General features: G+C 69.2%; 14 protein-coding genes. 10 read left to right on the top strand and 4 right to left on the bottom strand.

Annotated features, from left to right (window positions below):
- Positions 1-34 precede the first annotated feature (34 nt).
- From AAGI91_05360 to AAGI91_05345, 4 genes are all read left to right on the top strand, one after another.
- Complete coding sequence (locus tag AAGI91_05360) at positions 35-586, top strand: hypothetical protein (protein ID MEM1042039.1); 552 nt, start codon at positions 35-37, stop codon at positions 584-586.
- Positions 587-704: 118 nt separating this feature from the next.
- Positions 705-1,004 (top strand): GIY-YIG nuclease family protein, encoded by a 300-nt coding sequence (locus tag AAGI91_05355; protein ID MEM1042038.1) that lies wholly within the window; start codon positions 705-707, stop codon positions 1,002-1,004.
- A gap of 196 nt (positions 1,005-1,200) precedes the next feature.
- On the top strand, positions 1,201-1,986 hold the full coding sequence (locus AAGI91_05350; GenBank protein ID MEM1042037.1) for an endonuclease/exonuclease/phosphatase family protein: 786 nt from the start codon (positions 1,201-1,203) through the stop codon (positions 1,984-1,986).
- Between the two features lie 103 nt (positions 1,987-2,089).
- The gene (locus tag AAGI91_05345; protein ID MEM1042036.1) at positions 2,090-2,860 is read left to right on the top strand and encodes a 3-oxoacyl-ACP reductase; all 771 of its coding nucleotides are present in this window, start codon (positions 2,090-2,092) and stop codon (positions 2,858-2,860) included.
- Positions 2,861-2,868: 8 nt separating this feature from the next.
- Here AAGI91_05345 and AAGI91_05340 read toward each other — a convergent pair whose 3' ends face one another.
- From AAGI91_05340 to ggt, 3 genes are all read right to left on the bottom strand, one after another.
- A complete protein-coding gene (locus AAGI91_05340; GenBank protein ID MEM1042035.1) occupies positions 2,869-4,701 on the bottom strand; it encodes a hypothetical protein in 1,833 nt (610 codons plus the stop codon).
- Positions 4,698-5,399 (bottom strand): HAD family hydrolase, encoded by a 702-nt coding sequence (locus tag AAGI91_05335; GenBank protein ID MEM1042034.1) that lies wholly within the window; start codon positions 5,397-5,399, stop codon positions 4,698-4,700. The genes AAGI91_05340 and AAGI91_05335 overlap by 4 nt, the downstream gene beginning before the upstream one ends.
- 75 nt (positions 5,400-5,474) lie before the next feature.
- Positions 5,475-7,196, bottom strand: a complete 1,722-nt coding sequence (ggt, locus tag AAGI91_05330) for a gamma-glutamyltransferase (GenBank protein ID MEM1042033.1) — start codon at positions 7,194-7,196, stop codon at positions 5,475-5,477.
- A gap of 712 nt (positions 7,197-7,908) precedes the next feature.
- Here ggt and AAGI91_05325 point away from each other — a divergent pair.
- From AAGI91_05325 to cphA, 5 genes are all read left to right on the top strand, one after another.
- Complete coding sequence (locus tag AAGI91_05325; protein MEM1042032.1) at positions 7,909-9,699, top strand: sodium:solute symporter family protein; 1,791 nt, start codon at positions 7,909-7,911, stop codon at positions 9,697-9,699.
- 208 nt (positions 9,700-9,907) lie between these two features.
- The gene (locus AAGI91_05320; protein ID MEM1042031.1) at positions 9,908-11,098 is read left to right on the top strand and encodes a glycosyltransferase family 4 protein; all 1,191 of its coding nucleotides are present in this window, start codon (positions 9,908-9,910) and stop codon (positions 11,096-11,098) included.
- 166 nt (positions 11,099-11,264) lie between these two features.
- Positions 11,265-12,419 carry a beta-aspartyl-peptidase gene (iadA, locus tag AAGI91_05315; protein MEM1042030.1) on the top strand — a complete coding sequence of 385 codons (1,155 nt, stop codon included), beginning with the start codon at positions 11,265-11,267 and terminating at the stop codon, positions 12,417-12,419.
- 82 nt (positions 12,420-12,501) lie between these two features.
- Positions 12,502-13,323: a cyanophycinase gene (locus AAGI91_05310; protein MEM1042029.1), complete on the top strand. Its 822-nt coding sequence runs from the start codon at positions 12,502-12,504 to the stop codon at positions 13,321-13,323.
- A 161-nt stretch (positions 13,324-13,484) separates the two neighbouring features.
- On the top strand, positions 13,485-16,292 hold the full coding sequence (gene cphA / locus AAGI91_05305; GenBank protein MEM1042028.1) for a cyanophycin synthetase: 2,808 nt from the start codon (positions 13,485-13,487) through the stop codon (positions 16,290-16,292).
- 167 nt (positions 16,293-16,459) lie between these two features.
- Here cphA and AAGI91_05300 read toward each other — a convergent pair whose 3' ends face one another.
- Positions 16,460-16,792, bottom strand: coding sequence for a YegP family protein (locus AAGI91_05300; GenBank protein ID MEM1042027.1), 333 nt, complete (start codon positions 16,790-16,792; stop codon positions 16,460-16,462).
- Between the two features lie 99 nt (positions 16,793-16,891).
- On the opposite strand from AAGI91_05300, the gene AAGI91_05295 reads away from it, so the two are divergent.
- The coding region (locus AAGI91_05295; protein MEM1042026.1) for a Mur ligase at positions 16,892-17,364 on the top strand (473 nt) is incomplete at its 3' end.

Raw genomic sequence — 17,364 nt, 5'->3', positions numbered from 1 at the left:
TCCGAGATATCAACCCATACCACCTAGAACCCATATGGAACCGGAGTATTTTCAACTCGAGAGCTACAACCACAACGAATTAAGAGGGCGCTTCATTGAGCGTCATCAAACAGGACGCAGGTCATCATATACGATCTACATCGATGGCGACGGCTCGTCTTTTGGTGTTCAATGCTTCGGCCCACTACACGTTCTGCCCCGGGAGCGGCTGAAGAATGAGTTACTGGGCATGGCCATGAAATACGCTAAGCGATGGATAGACTCCAATCAAGTTCCAGAAACAGATGTCTTCAAGTGCTACCTGTCCATGCGGCGCTATGATGGCTACGTGGTCGCCCTAGACAGCTACGAGGATCATCCCGATAAGCCTGGATACGTCTTCAAAGTGCACGTATCGGACTACAAGTCTGGCAAGTCTAAGTTTGCACTTCGCGGTGTCATCGCTGAAGGACATCTACTCGGTAAGTCTGAACGTGATAGACAAGAAATCATGCTCAATATTGCTTGCAACGAAGCCATAAAACGTATCGACTCTGGCGAATACACCACGGGTGAAACTCACGATATGGGAGAAGTCTCTCCCTAAGACTTACGGTTTTGTCGTTGCGAGCGTAGCGAAGCATTCTCCTCGCATCAGCAGACCGAGGGAGATTGCCGCGTCGCTGCGCTCCTCGCAATGACAGAGTCGAAGTGGCAGAGTGATGATGACTGTGCGGCGCTACTACGTTTACATCCTGACGAACGATCATCACACCGTGCTCTACACCGGCGTCACGAACGATTTGCGACGGCGCTTGGCGGAGCACAGGGCTGGTCAGGGTAGCTCGTTCACGAAGCGGTACAACGCTCACAAGCTCGTCTACGCCGAGTCATTTCGGTACGTCAACGACGCGATAGCGCGGGAGAAGCAGATCAAGGGTGGGTCGCGCCAGAAGAAGCTGGACCTGATCGAGCAGCACAACCCTGAGTGGCTCGACTTGGGGGAGAGCCTTGCCTTGCTGTAGACGAAGCTCCATCTTGTCATTGCGAGCGTAGCGAAGCAATCTTCTCGCATCAGCAGACCGAAGGAGATTGCCGCGTCGCCTTCGGCTCCTCGCAATGACAGGTTGTGGGACCCGCCGGGAAGCGTTGTCGTTTAGCGACGCACGCTTTCCCGATTTCTACTTCGGCCCGAAGCTCGACTCTCGGCATCTTCACCCCATGCCCAGCCGCCGCCCTGCCCCGTACCTCGCCCAGCTCGTCTCGCCCCTCGGCGACGCCGCGCCGCCGCCGCTCGGCCCGGCGCTTCGGGTGGCGACGTACAACGTCCACCGCTGGGCCGGTGTCCGCGGCGGCCGGCAGTACGACCCCGACCGCGTCCTCGCCGTCCTCAGCGAACTGGGCGCCGACGTGCTCGCCCTGCAGGAGGTGCTCCACCCGTTTGACAACGGCGACCCGCTGCGCGAGGCGTCGCGGATGCTCGGGTTCCACCTCGCGTTCGTCGTCACGCGCATCCACAAGCGCGGCGAACTCGGCAACGCCATCCTCTCGCGCTGGCCGCTCGCCGGGGCCGAGGCCATCGACCTCTCATTCGGGCGGTTGGAGCGACGGGCCGCGCTCGCCGTCCGTCTGGCCGACGGCAACGGGGCGACCCCGCTGACGGTCGCCTCGACGCACCTCGCGATCGTGGACCGGACGCGGACGCGGCAGGTGCGGACTCTCCTCAACCACCCGCACTTCGACGGCGGGCCGGCGGTGCTGATGGGCGACATGAACGCGTGGCGCAAGAACCCCGCCTCGCGCACCCTCGACAGCTTCGCCGAGCGCCACAACAACCTCGCCTGGCCGCCCTCCTACCCCAGCCCGCGCCCGCTGATGGCGCTCGACCGGGTCTACGCCCGTAATGCGCGCATCGAGGACCTGCACGCCCACGAGACCGCCGCCAGCCGCCAAGCCTCCGACCACCTCCCGATTGTCGGGACGGTCGTGCTCGACCCTTCACCCTAACCCGTGCTGTTGCGAACGTGTCCAGCACCTCCAGATCCCGGATCAGGGTCCGGGATGACATAGCTGGGGCTGCAACAGCGCACTCCTCCAACTCACCTACGTCATGCTCCTCTCCGATACCGTCGCGCTCGTCACCGGCTCCAGCCGGGGGGCTGGCGCAGCGATTGCCCGCGCCTTCGCCGCCCACGGCGCCGCCGTCTGCGTCAACTACTTCCACTCGAAAGACCGGGCCGAGGCCCTCGTCGCCGAGATCGAGGCCGACGGCGGCCGCGCCTTCGCGCACGGGGCCGACGTGACCGACCCCGACGCCGTGCGCGCGCTCGTCGAGGCGACGGTCGAGCACTTCGGGCGGCTCGACGTGGCCGTCAACAACGCGCTGCCCGAGTACTCCTTCGACCCGACGGCGCCGTACGTAAGCGTCGAGACGGTCGAGTGGGAGCACTTCCAGCGGCAGATCGAGGGGGCGGTGCGCGGGGCGCTGAACGTGGTCCAGGCCGCGCTGCCGCACTTCAAGAAGCAGGGCAGCGGGAGCGTCGTCAACATCTCGACGAACCTCGTCTACAACCCCGTCGTGCCGTACCACGACTACACGGCGGCGAAGGCCGGCCTCGTCGGGCTGACGCGGACGCTCGCGCAGGAGCTCGGGCCGCACGGCGTCCGGGTCAACCTCGTCGCGGGCGGACTGCTCCAGACGACCGACGCGAGCGCAGCGACCTCGGAGGAGGTGTTCGACCTCGTCGCGCAGAACACGCCGCTGCGCCGGACGATCACGCCCGCCGAGTTCGCCGAGGCCGCCGTCTTCTTCGCCTCGCCGCTGAGCCGGGTCGTCACCGGGCAGTCGATCTCAGTCGACGGCGGCCTGACGATGCCGTAGGACAAGGCTCAGCCTTCGGCGGAGGCCGGGGCCTCGACCGGCAGCCCGGCGCGGTGCATGATGACGAGCGCGTTCGTCGTCGGGCACGGGCCGGGGCGTAGGCGGTAGTCGAAGACGAGGCGGTCGCCGGCGGCCTCCTCGCGGAAGTGGAGGTTGCGGATGTCCGGGCGCTCGTCGGCGAGGTTGGTAAGGGCGAGGTCGTGGGTGGCGACGAGCGAGGTGGCGCGGGCCTCGGCGAGGGCGCGGACGACGGCCTCGGCCCCGGCGAGGCGCTCGCGGTTGTTGGTCCCGCGCAGCATCTCGTCGATGAGGACGAGCGCGGGCGGCCCGTCGGCCTCGACCCCGTCGAGGAGAGCGCGGAGGCGGCGGACCTCGCCGTAGAAGGTCGAGATGCCGTCCTGGAGCACGTCGCCGATCCGCATGGAAGTGAACGGGCGAAGCGGCTGCACGGCGAGCGCACCCGCCGCGACGGGCCCGCCCGTCCACGCCAGCACCGTCGCCACGCCAATCGACCGGAGGAAGGTGCTCTTGCCCGACATGTTCGAGCCGGTCACAATCGCAACGTGGCCGCCGCCTAGTTCGATGTCGTTGCCTACGGCCCCGTCGGTCGGCAGCAGCGGGTGCCGCAAGTCGGTTGCGGCGAAGAGCGGCCCCTCGGTCCCAGCGCCGAGCAGGTCGGGGAAGGATGAGGCGGCCGGCCGGAAGTCGGCCCAGGTGGCGAGCGCGCTGAGCGCCTCGATCTCGGCGAGGGCGTCGAGCCACGGGACGAGGCGGGTCTCGAACGCGCCGCGCAGCCGGTCGAGGCGGACCGCGAGGAGGAGGTCGTAGGGCAGGAGGACGTTGACGACGAGGCGGCCGAACTCGTTGCGCGTCACCTCGGCCGCCGTGACGATCCACCGGAGGCGGCGCTCGAAGGCGGCCGGGCTTCGGTCGTCCTCGAAGGCTCGCCAGAGTGGACCGAGCGCATCGCCCGGTGCGCCCTGGCGCTCCAGAAACGTGAGTGCGGGCATCAGCCGACGGAGCGCCTGCTGGAGGTCGTACGCCTGGTCGAACACCTGCCACACGCCGCCGATGCGCGACAGGTAGAGGACGCCGTAGGCCGCCAGCGAGTAAACCCACCACCAGGTCGGTCCCCCGGCGAACGCGACCCCGGCGAGCACGAACGTCAGGAGGGCGAGGGCGCTCAGGACGGTCGCCCACAGAACGAGGTTGAACGGCGGAGCCGGGGCGCGCAACCACGTCCGAACCGGCGCGTCCGACCACCGCCGGTCGAGGCTGCCTGCTGCTTCATGCGCGAGGAGCGCCAGCCGGTCCCGCAGCCGCCGCCGCCCAGCGAGCCCCCGGACCCGCCCTTGCCGCGCCCGCGCGGCCTCGGCGTCCGGCACTTCGGCCAGCAGCCACGACCGCAGGCGCTCGTGCCCCATCTCGGTCCCCGTCGTGTCCATCAGGTGGAGGAGCGAGCGTGGCCCAGCGAGGTCGAGGTCGGCAGCGAATGGGTGCGCTGGGTCGGCGGCGTGAGGTGCCGGGCCGAGGTCGTCCCAGTCCAGGCCCAGGCGGGCGAGGTGCCGGGCCTGAAGCCCTCGCCACAGCCGCGCCCGCGCGCGCGCCGCCTCCACGCGGTCGTGGACCTTCGCCAGCCCGTAGAACCCCAGCGCGGCGATTCCGGCGACGGCCCATCCGGCCCCGGCCCCGAAGGTATTGCCCACGCCAAGTGCGGCGACCAGGCCGGCGAGGAACGTGGCGATCCGCCAGCGCGACAGGCGGCGGCTCCGGTCCGCGAGCCGGGCGAGGTGCGCGTCCAGCCGGGCGAGCAGGTGGTCTAGGGACTCGGCTGTCGTCATCGCCGCGGCGCACCTTCGGCGGTGAGGAGGAAGGGCACCACGTCCGGCGTCACGTCCACGACCAGGTCGGCCCCCTCGCGGCGAAGCTCGTCCTCGGTCCCGAACCCACAGAGGACGCCGATCGTCTGCGCTCCGGCCGAGGTCCCGGCGAGCATGTCGACCGTCGTGTCGCCGATCATCACGCACTCGGCGGCGGCGACGCCCATCTGCTCGGCGGCGTAGTGGACGGGGTCGGGGTACGGCTTCATCCGCGGCGTCGTCTGCGCGGTGACGAGCGCCGTGAAGTGCTCGCGCAGCCCGAAGTGCTCGAAGAAGTGCGCGACGCGCTCGGCCCCGCCGGTCGAGATCGCGCACATCGGGAAATGCGCGGCGAGGGTTTCGATCATCTCATCGATGCCGGGGACGACGAGGTGCTCCGGCTCGGCGTCGTCCGCGCCCCGAAGCTCGCGGAGGTAGTCGCGCACCCGCTTCAGCTCGTCGTCGATCCCGAGGCGGTCGGCGAGGCCGTAGGCGGCGTTGACCGGGGTCTCGGCGTCGAGGACGACCCGCCGGGCGAGGCGCCTGGACTCGCGCCCGCTCAGAAACGGCAGCTTGGTCAGGAACTGCGCGATGCTTCCGACGAGCTGGTCGTCGGTGTCGGAGAGGGTGCCGTCCACGTCGAAGCAGATCGCGCGGACACGGGAGGGGTCGAAAGGCATGGAGCAAACGACGAATGACGAGCGACGAAGGCCGAATGATACTGCGCTCGTCGTTGGTCGTTCGACCCTCGTCGCTCAGTACCCCAGCGGGGTCACGTCGCGGCGCGTGTCAGCCGCGCTAAGGAGCAAGCCGTCGGGCTGGACGAGGATGGCACCGACCGCGCCCGTGTTGCCGAAGGCGTCGAGGGTCCACCCCATCGCCGCGAGGCTGTCGAGCGCGGCGTCGCGGAACCCGCCGCCGGGCCAGGTCTCGACGGCCGTCTCGTAGCCGAAGGTATCGGGGTTCCACTGGTGATGGAATCGTTTTGCCATAACGGCTTCCGGCAGCGAGAGGCCGAAGTCGAGTACATCCGTGATGACCTGGAAGACCGTCGTGATGATCCGCGTCCCGCCCGGCGTGCCGACGACCATGAAGAGGTCGCCCGACGGGTCTTCGAGGATCGTCGGCGTCATCGAGGAGACCATGCGCTTGCGTGGGGCGATGGCGTTGTTCTCGTTCGTCACGCTGCCCCACAGGTTCGGGACGCCCGGCTTGGCGGTGAAGTCGTCCATCTCGTCGTTGAGCAGGAACCCGGCCCCGTCGACCGCGACCTTCGAACCGTACCAGTCGTTGATGGTCAGCGTCAGGCTCACCGCGTTGCCTTCGGCGTCCACGACCGAGAGGTGGGTCGTCTGGCTCGACTCGGCCGGCACGCCGGGCGGGGTGCCCTCGGTCACGTTCTGGCTGCCGGTGGCGCGGCGCGGGTCGAAGTCTGCCATCCGGCTCTGCATGTAGGCTTTCGAGAGCAGTCCCTCGACGGGCACATCGACGAACGCAGGGTCGCCGAGCCAGTGGGCGCGGTCGGCGAAGACGCGGCGCTCGGCCTCGGCCATGCGGTGCATCGAGGCCGCCGAGTGGAAGCCGAGCGCGCCGAGGTCGACCGGCTCCATCGCGTTCAGGAGTTGGACGAGCGCGATCCCGCCGGACGAGGGCGGCGGCATCGAAATCACGCGGTAGCCCCGGTACGTCCCTCGGATCGGCGCGCGCTCGACCGCCCGGTAGGCCGCGAGGTCGTCGTGCGTGATGAGGCCGCCGCCCCGCTCCATCTCGGCGACGATCAGGTCGGCGGTGCGGCCTCGGTAGAAGCCGTCGCGCCCGTCGTCGCGGATGCGGCGGAGCGTGGCCGCGAGGTCCGCCTGCACGAACGTCTCGTCGGGGACGAAGTAGGCCGGCTCGCCCGCCTCGTCGGTCTTGGCGAAGTACCGCATCGTGCTCGGGAAGTCGACGAAGGTGTCGCGGTACTGGTTGAGGTGCTGGGTCTGCATCGGGGTCAGCCGGAAGCCGCCCTCGGCGAGAGCGATGGTAGAGTCGAGCACGGCGGCGCGGTCGACGGTCCCGTACCGCTCTAGGGCATCGAGGAACCCGGCGACGGTCCCCGGCACGCCGACGGCAAGGTGGCCGGCGCGGCTCCGGCTGCGGACCGGCTCGCCGCCCTCGCCGAGGTACATGTCGCGCGTCGCCGCACCGGGCGCGACCTCGCGGAAGTCGAGCGTCGTCGCGGTGCCGTCGGCGAGGCGGACGACCATGAAGCCGCCGCCGCCGATGTTGCCCGCCTTCGGGAGTGTGACCGCGAGCGCAAAGCCCGCTGCGACGGCGGCATCGACCGCGTTGCCGCCGTTCTTCAGCACCTCCACCCCGATGCGCGACGCCTCCGGGTGGCCGGAGACGACGAGGCCCTCGCCAGCGACGAGGCCGCCGGTCGTGTCAGCCTTGAGGGTGGTGGAGGCATGCCCTCCTCCTTCTGCCGGCAGGGGCACGTCTGATGCCGACAGGAAGCACCCGCTCAGGAGCAGGGCAAAAGCGAGAAAACACCAGGCGAGGCGAGCGGTCACGGCGGGGCACGTCTAAACGGGGCGGGGTCGAAACTACCGGCGGCGGCGCAGAAGGGCAACGCGGTGCCGGACCGCGCCCGGCGGAGCGCGGACGAATAGCCCGGAGCCGCCGTCACCCTTTCCCCCCTGAATATCACATTGAACCGCCGAGACCGGGGCCGTCATCTCATTTTCGGCCTCGCGGCCCCATCCTTGATTCGAAGCGAAACCACGACGGTCGCACGGCGGGACCGGCAAGAGCACCTTCCACCACACCCCCGATACCATGCGTTACTACGGACGATTTCTCGTGACGATGTACACCGGCGTCGGGCTTGTCAGCCTCGCCGTGTTCTGGGTGTTCCAGACAGCCCCCTAGCCCAAGGAACACCCCGACCCGTACCTCCCACCACCAGCGGCGCGCTCGACTTCGACGGTCGAGCGCGTCGCTGTTTGTACGGGCCCGGCAGCGGGGGTCTTCGGCGTGGAGGGGGTCGTCCGGCGGGGAGGGCTGGGCGGGCGAAGGGGCGAACGGGCGGAGGGGCGAACGGGCGGAGGCGCGAAGAGCGAGGGCGGAGTACCTTTCGTGGCCTGCCCTCTGCCCCACCGTCTCACCGTCCTCTGTCTCACTGTCCTCCGTCCCACCGTCCTCCAGCCCATGGCCCTCACCGCGCTCGACTGGCTGATCGTCGGCGGCTACCTCGCGTTCTCGCTCGGCCTCGCGCTCTACTTCTACCGGCGCGCCGGGCGCAGCACGGGGGCGTTCTTCCTGAGCGGGCGCAACCTCCCGTGGTGGGTCGCCGGGACGAGCATGGTCGCGACGACGTTCGCCGCCGACACGCCGCTGGCGGTGACGGAGCTGGTGGCGAACGAGGGGATCGCGGGCAACTGGCTGTGGTGGTACGCCGCGCTCGGGGCGCTGCTGACGGTGTTTTTCTTCGCCCGACTCTGGCGGCGCAGTGGGGTCCTGACCGACGTCGAGTTCGTCGAGCTTCGCTACGCCGGGCCGGCGGCGGCGGCACTGCGCGGGATCAAGGCGGTCTACTTCGGCCTCTTCATGAACGGCATCATCATCGGCTGGGTGGTACTGGCGATGGAGACGGTCGTCCGGGTGCTCTTCCCCGACCTCGCGCTCTTCGGCCGGACGGCGTTCGCGCTCGGCGGCTGGACGGTCGGCGCACCGATGGCAGCGGTCGGGCTGCTGATGCTGATCGTCGCGGCGTATTCGCTCATCGCCGGACTGTGGGGCATCGCCGTCACCGACGTGTTCCAGTTCGTGATGGCGATGGCGGGGTCGGTCGCGCTCGCGTTTTTCGCGCTCGACCTGCCCGAGGTCGGCGGCGTGGCAGGCCTCGCCGAGAAGCTGCCGGCCTCGACGTTCCGGTTCGTCCCCGAGGTCGGCGGCGGAGCCCTCGAGAGCGCCGGCGTGCTGACGCTCTCGGCGGCGGCGTTCGCGGCGTACCTCGGCGTGCAGTGGTGGGCGAGCTGGTACCCCGGGGCCGAGCCGGGCGGCGGCGGCTACATCGCCCAGCGGATGCTGAGCACCCGGAGCGAGCGCGACGCGCTCCTGGCCGCGCTGTGGTTCGCGGTCGCGCACTACTGCCTGCGCCCGTGGCCCTGGATCATCGTCGCCCTCGTCGCGCTCGTCCTCTTCCCCGGCCTCGACGACCCGCGCGAGGGCTACGTCCTCGTGATGCGCGAGACGCTGCCGCCGGGCCTGCTCGGGCTCCTCTTCGCCGCGTTCCTCGCCGCGTTCATGAGCACGATTTCGACGCAGCTCAACTGGGGCACGTCGTACCTCGTCCACGACCTCTACCGGCGCTTCCTCGTCCGGGACCGCGACGAGCGGCACTACGTCGCCGCGGCGCGGTGGACGACGTTCGCGCTCGCCGTCGCCGGGTTTCTCGTCGCGACGCGGCTGGACTCGATCAGCGGGGCGTGGGGCCTCGTGCTCAGCGCCTCGGCCGGGCTGGGGCTCGTGCTGATCCTGCGGTGGTACTGGTGGCGGATCAACGCCTGGAGTGAACTCGCGGCGACGCTCACGCCCCTCGTCCTGGTCGCGCTCCAACTCGCGGGCGTGCCGGTGCCGTTCTTGACGGCAACGTTCCCGACCAATCTCTTCGGCATCTCGGCGATCACGACAGCCGCCTGGCTCGCCGCCACGTTCTTGACGCGGCCGACCGGCACGGGCACGCTCGACGCGTTCTACCGCCGCATCCGGCCGGGCGGACCGGGCTGGACCCCGGTGGCAGCGCGTCACCCGGACACCGAGCCGGACACGGGCCTGGCGCGGCTCGGGGTGTACTGGATCGTCAGCAGCGGCGTGGTCTACGGCGCGCTCTTCGGGACGGGCCACGTCGTCCTCGGGCAGACCGGGACCGGCGCGGCGTTTCTGCTCGCCTCGGCGCTCGCTCTCGGTGGGCTGCTGCGCTTGGTCGGAAGACGGTGAGACGGAGGACAGAAGACGGAGGACAGAAGACGGAGGACGGTGAGACGGTTGGCGCGAAGCGCGAGGGTCTCGTTAACTTTCTCGGCTTTTCTTTCCACTCCTCCCACTCCTCCCACTCCTCCCACTCCTCCCACTCCTCCCACTCCTCCCACTCCTCCCACTCCTCCCACTCCTCCCACTCCTCCCACTCCTCCCCACCGCCGCTCGCATGCGCATCCTGGTCCACGATTTCGCCGGGCACCCGTTTCAGGTCCAACTCAGCCGCACCCTCGCTCGGCGCGGGCACACGGTCCTCCACGCCTACTGCGCTTCGCTCTCCTCGACGCCGCAGGCGATGGAGGCGCAGGCAGACGACCCCGAGACGTTTGAGATTCGCGCCCTCGCACTCGACAAGCCGATCAACAAGCAGGCGTTTGTGACGCGCTGGCGGCAGGAGCGGGCCTACGGGCACCTCGCCGCCGCGGCGCTCCGCGACTTCCAGCCCGACGTCGTGCTCTCGGCCAACACGCCGCTCGACGCGCAGCGGACCCTGCTCGACGCGAGCCGCGCCGCCGGGGCTCGGTTCGTCTACTGGGTGCAAGATCTGATCGGGTGGGCAGCCGAGCGCCTGCTGAGGGAGAAGGTCCCCCTCGTCGGCGGTGCGGTCGGGTCGCACTACGCCCGGATGGAACGCGCGCTCTTGGCTGAGAGCGACGCGCTCGTGCTCGTCTCCGAGGATTTCTACGACGCCGTGCCGGAGATCCGCCGCCACCCCTCGGCACACGTCATCCCGATCTGGGCACCGCTCGACGCCGTCCCCGTCCGCCCGCGCGACAACGCCTGGGCCGAGGCGCAGGGCTTCCGCGAGGGAGCGCTCCGATTCGTCTACGCCGGGACGCTCGGGCTGAAGCATAACCCGGCGCTTCTGCTCAACCTCGCCCACCGCATTCCGCACGAGGTGGTCGTGGTGTCGCAGGGTGCCGGCATCGAGTGGCTGCGCGAGCGGAAAGAGATCGAGAGCGTCAAGAACCTGCGGCTCCTCCCGTTCCAGCCGTTCGAGGACCTGCCCGACGTGCTCGGCGCGGCCGATGTGCTCGTCGCCATCCTCACGCCCGATGCCGGGGTGTTCTCTGTCCCTTCGAAGGTGCTGACCTACCTCTGCGCCGGCCGGCCGCTCCTGCTCGCCGTACCGTCGAAAAATCAGGCGGCTCAGATCGTGACCGAGCACGAGGCAGGTCTCGTCGTCGGTCCCAAGAACAACCGGGGCTTCCTCAACGCCGGGGCCGAACTCGGCCCGGATGCTGCGCGACGCGAACAGATGGGTGCCAACGCCCGCACCTACGCCGAGCGGCATTTCGACATCGAGCCGATCACCGACCGCTTCGAGGGCATCCTCGTCGGTGAAGCGGCCGGACGGTGAGACGGAAGGCAGGGATTACGGCGTGGGAGGAATGGAGGGAACGGGAGGGATGGACGTTGGCGCAGAGCGCTACGGGCTCGGTAACTTGGTCGCCTTTTCTTGACTCTCCCCACTCTCCCCACTCTCCCCACTCTCCCCACTCTCCCCACTCTCCCCACTCTCCCCGATGCTCCACGTCCTGCTGAACGCCGAGGTCTTTGCCCCGCGAGCTCTCGGCCGCCGTCACCTCGTCGTGGGCGGCTCGGCCATCCTGTACGTCGGGACCGACGAGCCTCAGCTTCGGGGACCCGAGGTTCAGGTAACAGACCTCGCGGGGCGGCGCGTGATTCCCGGCCTGATCGACGGGCACATGCACCTGACCGGCGGCGGCGGCGAGGCGGGGCCCCAGACAAAGGTGCCACCGCCCGCGCTGACGACCTACACCCTCTCCGGCGTCACGACGGTCGTCGGGGTGCTCGGAACCGACGACCTGACGCGGACGACGGCTGAACTCGTCACCCAGGTGCGTGCGCTGCGGGCAGAGGGGCTGTCGGCCTACTGCCACACCGGCGGCTACCACGTCCCGCCGACGACGCTGACCGGCTCTGTGCGTGGCGACATCGTCTATCTCGACTGCGTCCTCGGTGTCGGCGAGATCGCGCTCTCGGACCACCGCTCCAGCCAGCCGACGGCTCAGGAGATCGCCCGACTCGCGTCGGAGGCGCACGTCGCGGGCCTGATGACCGGCAAGGCGGGGATCGTCCACTTCCACCTCGGCGACGGGCCGCGCGGCCTGGGCCTGATCCGCCGCTGCCTCGACGAGACCGAGATTCCGGCGCGCGTCTTCAACCCGACGCACGTCAACCGCCGCAAGGCGCTCTTCAAGGAAGCCTGCGACCTCGTCAAGCGGGGGTGCACGATCGACGTGACGGCCTTCCCGAAGCAGAGCGACGACGAGTGGAGCGCGGCCGAAGCGATCCGCCGCTACCAGGACCTCGGCCTGCCGAGCGAGCGGCTGACGGTCTCCTCCGACGGCGGCGGCTGTCTCCCGACCTTCGACGCCGAGGGGCAGGTCGCCTCGATGGACGTCGGGCATCCGCACGAACTGATGGACACCGTCCGCGAACTCCTCCGCGCCGGCCGCACGCTCGAGACCCTTCTCCCACCGTTCACGACGAACCCGGCTCGCCTGCTGCGGCTCGCTGGGAAGGGCCAGATCGTCGAAGGGGCCGACGCCGACCTGATCGTGCTCGACGAGGACGGCCTCGCCTGCGACGTGATGGCGCTCGGCCGGTGGCACGTCCGCGACGGAGCGCCGGTCGTGCGAGGAACGTTTGAATAGTGCCCAGTGACGACTTCCGAGTGCCGAATGATTGGTTCCTTCCGCGCTTGCAAATCGACACTCGCAACTCGACATTCTCTACATGCCTTCTCCCACCCGCACCGGCGTCGCCCGTGGCTTCGTCATCCCCATCGGCGGGGCGGAGCGCAAGAAGCGCAGCCCGGTCATCCTCCAGCGCTTCGCCGCCCTCGCTGGCGGGGGCGACGGTCGCATCGCCGTCCTGCCGACGGCCTCCGAGATGGACGACACCGGCCCGCGCTACGTCGAGCTGTTCGAGGATCTCGGCATTGGCTCGGCGGTCTCGCTCCCGATCAACCAGCGGAGCGAAGCCGAGGACGAGGGCGTCGTGGCCGAACTCGACGAGGCAACCGGCATCTTCATGACCGGCGGCAACCAACTCCGCCTCTCGACGATCCTCGGCGGCACGGCCGTGGCGAGGGCCATCCGGCAGCGCAGCGCCGAAGGCGTCCCCGTCGCCGGGACGAGTGCCGGGGCCGCCATTATGCCGGAGCACATGATCGCGGGCGGCTTGCCCGGAGCCACGCCGACGCCGAACAAGGTCACGCTCGCACCCGGCCTCGGACTGACAAACACGCTCACGGTCGACCAGCACTTCCGGCAGCGCGACCGCCTCGGCCGGCTCCTGGCGGCGCTCTCGTACAACCCGTTTATGACCGGTGTCGGGCTGGACGAGGACACCGCCGCGTTCATCAACCCGGACGGCGTGTTCGAGGTCGTCGGCAGCGGGGCGGTGACGGTCGTGGACCCGAGCGAGCTCGAGCATTCGTCGATGGGCGGGGCGCTGCGCGGCGAGCCGGTGTCGCTTCTTGGCCTGCGGTTGCATATTTTGACCCACGGCGACCGCTACGACACCGTCAGCCGCACGGCGACGGCGGGGTCGTAGCGGTCGGTTCGCCGGACTCGGACCGGGCAGACACGGAGGTCTGCCCCTACGGGTCGCACACGGGCATACATGCCGAACCCGACCGGGGCGAGGCACGCCTCGCCCCTGCGGGTGCTCGCGGGAAACCGTCCACCGTCCTCTGTCCACCGCCCTCTGGTCCCATGAACGTCCTCTCGACCGACGTCTACGTCGGCCCCAACGTCTACGCCAACTTCCCAGTCATCCGGCAGATCATCGACCTCGGACCGCTAGAGGACCGCCCGACCGGCACCCTCGGCGATTTCCCCGAGCGGCTCGTCGAGGCGCTCCCCGGTCTCCAGGAGCACGGCTGCTCGTACGGCACCGAGGGCGGGTTCATCCGGCGCATGACCGAGGACGAGGGTACCTGGCTCGGGCACGTCCTGGAGCACGTCATCATCGAACTCCAGAACATCGCGGGCAGCGATGTCACCTTCGGCAAGACGCGCTCGACCGACACGCCGGGGGAGTACACGATGGTGTTCGCGTACAAGCAGCGCGAGGTCGGGCTGGAGGCGGCGCGGCTCGGGCGGCAACTCGTCTTCCACCTCCTCCCCGACGACCTCCAGCAGCACTTTAGCTCCGAGATCGAAGAGGGCTTCGAGTGGGAGGAAGAGCGGGACGACTTTATCCGCTACGCGCAGCGCCGCGAGTTCGGGCCGAGCACCCAGTCGCTCGTCGACGCCGCCGAGGCGCGGGACATTCCGTGGATCCGGCTCAACAAGTACAGCCTCGTCCAGCTCGGCTACGGCAAGTACCAGAAGCGCATCCAGGCGACGATCACGAGCGAGACCCGGCACATCGCCGTCGAGGTCTCCTCCGACAAGGAGGACACGCGCAACATCCTCTCCGACCTCGGCCTGCCGGTGCCGGAGCAGCACCTCGTCTACAGTGAGCGCGAGGCCGTGCGCGCCGCGCGGCGGATCGGCCCGCCGGTCGTCGTCAAGCCGCTCAACGCCAACCACGGGCGCGGCGTCTCGATCAACCTGACCACGCCTGACCAGGTAGCGACCGGGTTCAGGACCGCCCGCGAGGCCGCCAGCAGCCGGGGCGTCCTCGTCGAGCGCTTCGTGACGGGCTTCGACCACCGGATGCTCGTCGTCAACGGCGACCTCGTAGCCGTGGCGAAGCGCGTCCCCGGCCACGTCACGGGCGACGGCGAGCACACCATCGAGCAGCTCGTCGAGATCGTCAACGAGGACCCGCGCCGGGGGGTCGGGCACGAGAAGGTGCTGACCAAGCTCCAGTTCGACGAGCAGGCCGAGCGCCTCATGGAGAAGGCCGGGCATACGAAAGACACGGTTCTCCCCGACGGCGAGACCTTCTACCTCCGCTCGACAGCCAACCTCTCGACCGGCGGCACGGCCATCGACCTGACCGACGTGGTCCACCCGGACAACCGCGAGATGGCCGTACGCGCCGTTCAGGCGGTTGGGCTCGACGTGGGCGGCGTCGACTTTCTCTCGGACGATATCACGCAGTCGTGGCGCGAGATCGGGGGCGCGATCGTCGAGGTCAACGCCGCGCCGGGCTTCCGCATGCACGTCGCCCCGAGCGAGGGCACGCCGCGCGACGTGGCCGGGCCGGTGATGGACATGCTCTTCCCCCCCGGCACGCCGAGCCGCGTCCCCGTCGCCTGCGTCACCGGCACCAACGGCAAGACGACGACGACGCGGATGCTCGCCCACATCCTCAAGTCGACCGGCGCGCGCGTCGGGATGACTTCGTCCGACGGGGTCTACATCGACGGCAACCTGAGCGTCAAGGGCGACATGACCGGCCCGGCCTCGACGCGGATGGTGCTCCGCGACCCGACGATCGACACGGCGATCCTGGAGACGGCGCGCGGCGGGATCGTCCGCAGCGGCCTCGGGCTCTCGCGCTGCAACGTCGGTGCGGTCCTCAACATCGCCGCCGACCACCTCGGCCTCAAGGGCATCGACACGCTCGACGACCTCGCCGAGGTCAAACGGATCGTGGTCGAGGTCGCCACCGACTGCGCCGTCCTCAACGCCGACGACCCGCGCTGCCTCGACATGGCGAACCATACCGAGGCCGAGACGCTGTGCTATGTCACGATGGACGCCGGCCACGAGCTCGTCCGCGAGCACATCCGCTCGGGCGGCTACGCCGTCGTCCTCGAAAAAGGTATCAACGGCGAAATGATCACGCTCTTCGAGAAGGGGGCCCACCTCCCACTCGTCTGGACCCATCTCATCCCAGCGACGCTCGAAGGCAAGGCCGTCCACAACGTCCAGAACGCGATGTTCGCCGCGGCGATGGCGTACGCGATGGGCCAGACGCTCGACCAGATCCGCCACGGCCTCCGCACGTTCTCGACGAGCTACTATGAAGCGCCGGGCCGCCTCAACATTTTCGACGAGCACCCCTTCAAGGTCGTCCTCGACTACGCCCACAACCCGGCCGCCGTCCGGGCGATGTGCCAGACCGCGAGCCGGATGGACACCGCCGGCCGGCGCATCTGTGTCCTCGCCGCCCCCGGCGACCGGCGCGACGAGGACATCCGCGAGATCGCGGAGATCGCCGCGCCCCACTTCAACCACTTCGTCTGCAAGCGCGACGACAACCCGCGCGGGCGGGGTCCCGAGGAGGTCCCCGAGATGCTCCGCGACACGCTCCTCCAAAACGGCGTCGACCGTGAGCAGATCGAGGTCGTCCCCGACGAGCAGGAGGCGACCCTGCGCGGCCTCAGTCTCGCCCACCCCGGCGACCTGCTGATGGTCTTCGGCGACAACATCGCCCGCTGCTGGAAGCAGATCATCCACTTCAACCCCGCCGCGGGCGACGGCCAGCCAACGCCCGCACCCACCTCGGCCAGCACGAGGGCCGACGGCGGCGAGGAGGTCGAGCACTTCGCCCTCGCCGAAGGCCAGCAGCTCGTCCGCGATGGGCGCGGCGTCCGCCTGGTGCGCGACGAAGAGGCAGATTGATATTGATTTTGCGGCGTACCCCAGCGTCGTGGTAGGGGCCTAGCATGCTACGCTCCCACGGCGGTTGAGACGATGCGCCCGATGGGTCCCATGCACATAAGGCGAGGGCACCCCGAAGCCCGGCGCGCCCTCGCTCAAGCAGAAGTCGCTGACTGTCGCTGACTGCGTCAGACGGTCGTGTCCACGACCTCGGCGTCGCCCGCGCTCTTCTGCACGGCGGACAGCCCGTTGACCGCGCCGCGCGCCGACGCGTAGCCCTGCGAGCTCGCCACCGTCTGCCCGTTCGTCGACTTGATGCGGAAGTAGTGCTTGCCGCCTTTGCCTTCAAACAGTTCTGTCCCCCCGTCCCGGTTCATGTTCTTCTTCGCCGACTCGATCCCGTTCTTCGCGCTCGGCTTGGCCGCGTAGCCCTGCGAGGTCAGCGTGGTCTGCCCGTTGCTGGACTTGAGCCGGAAGTGAAATTTCCCGCCCTTGCTCTTGTAGATTTCGAACTTCGCCATGGTGGATGCTGGATGGTTGTGGGGTGAACGTGAACGCGGCGCACAGCCGCCTGCAGTGAACATACGGAATCGCCCGATTCCAACGACGCCTTGAATCCTATGACGTTCGACGACAGCCGTCGCCTCACCGGTCCCAACCTCTACACGCCATCTCCCGGCGCTGTGCTCGACCTCTACGTCGGCGCCATACCCGTCGCCGACGCCGTCGCCGCGTGGGAGCACCACGCCCGGCGGCTACTCGACGCCGTAGGCTGGACCAAGTCGGCGCTGTTCGCGCGCCCGTTCGAGGGCGGGGCGAGCGTCGGCTTCACGGCCCCGGAAGATGCGCTCTACGCCGCGACCGAGGTCAACGAGGCGGCATGGAAAGCGGCAGCGGCTGAGCTATCGGGCGAGGACCTGCCGGACGGGGCACCGGGGGCCGAGCGGCTCCGCGCCGAGATCGAGGCCGAGCGCAACCCGGCCCTCCTCGCGCTCCGCGAGGCCGCCGCCGTGCGCGGCGTCGCGTTTCTGCCAGACGACGACTTCGTCTCGGTAGGTCTCGGGACCGGCAGCCAGACGTGGCCGGTCAGCGA

This window comes from Bacteroidota bacterium, assembly GCA_038746285.1.
Classification (GTDB): Bacteria; Bacteroidota; Rhodothermia; order Rhodothermales; family JANQRZ01; genus JANQRZ01.
The sequence above is the reverse complement of the archived record's forward strand: the minus strand, read 5'-3'. Positions and strand labels throughout refer to the sequence as shown.

Coding starts and splice junctions, on each gene's coding strand:
- AAGI91_05360 (MEM1042039.1), top strand. CDS start 35: ATGGAACCGGAGTATTTTCAACTCGAGAGCTACAACCACAACGAATTA.
- AAGI91_05355 (MEM1042038.1), top strand. CDS start 705: ATGACTGTGCGGCGCTACTACGTTTACATCCTGACGAACGATCATCAC.
- AAGI91_05350 (MEM1042037.1), top strand. CDS start 1,201: ATGCCCAGCCGCCGCCCTGCCCCGTACCTCGCCCAGCTCGTCTCGCCC.
- AAGI91_05345 (MEM1042036.1), top strand. CDS start 2,090: ATGCTCCTCTCCGATACCGTCGCGCTCGTCACCGGCTCCAGCCGGGGG.
- AAGI91_05340 (MEM1042035.1), bottom strand. CDS start 4,701: ATGACGACAGCCGAGTCCCTAGACCACCTGCTCGCCCGGCTGGACGCG.
- AAGI91_05335 (MEM1042034.1), bottom strand. CDS start 5,399: ATGCCTTTCGACCCCTCCCGTGTCCGCGCGATCTGCTTCGACGTGGAC.
- AAGI91_05325 (MEM1042032.1), top strand. CDS start 7,909: ATGGCCCTCACCGCGCTCGACTGGCTGATCGTCGGCGGCTACCTCGCG.
- AAGI91_05320 (MEM1042031.1), top strand. CDS start 9,908: ATGCGCATCCTGGTCCACGATTTCGCCGGGCACCCGTTTCAGGTCCAA.
- iadA (MEM1042030.1), top strand. CDS start 11,265: ATGCTCCACGTCCTGCTGAACGCCGAGGTCTTTGCCCCGCGAGCTCTC.
- AAGI91_05310 (MEM1042029.1), top strand. CDS start 12,502: ATGCCTTCTCCCACCCGCACCGGCGTCGCCCGTGGCTTCGTCATCCCC.
- cphA (MEM1042028.1), top strand. CDS start 13,485: ATGAACGTCCTCTCGACCGACGTCTACGTCGGCCCCAACGTCTACGCC.
- AAGI91_05300 (MEM1042027.1), bottom strand. CDS start 16,792: ATGGCGAAGTTCGAAATCTACAAGAGCAAGGGCGGGAAATTTCACTTC.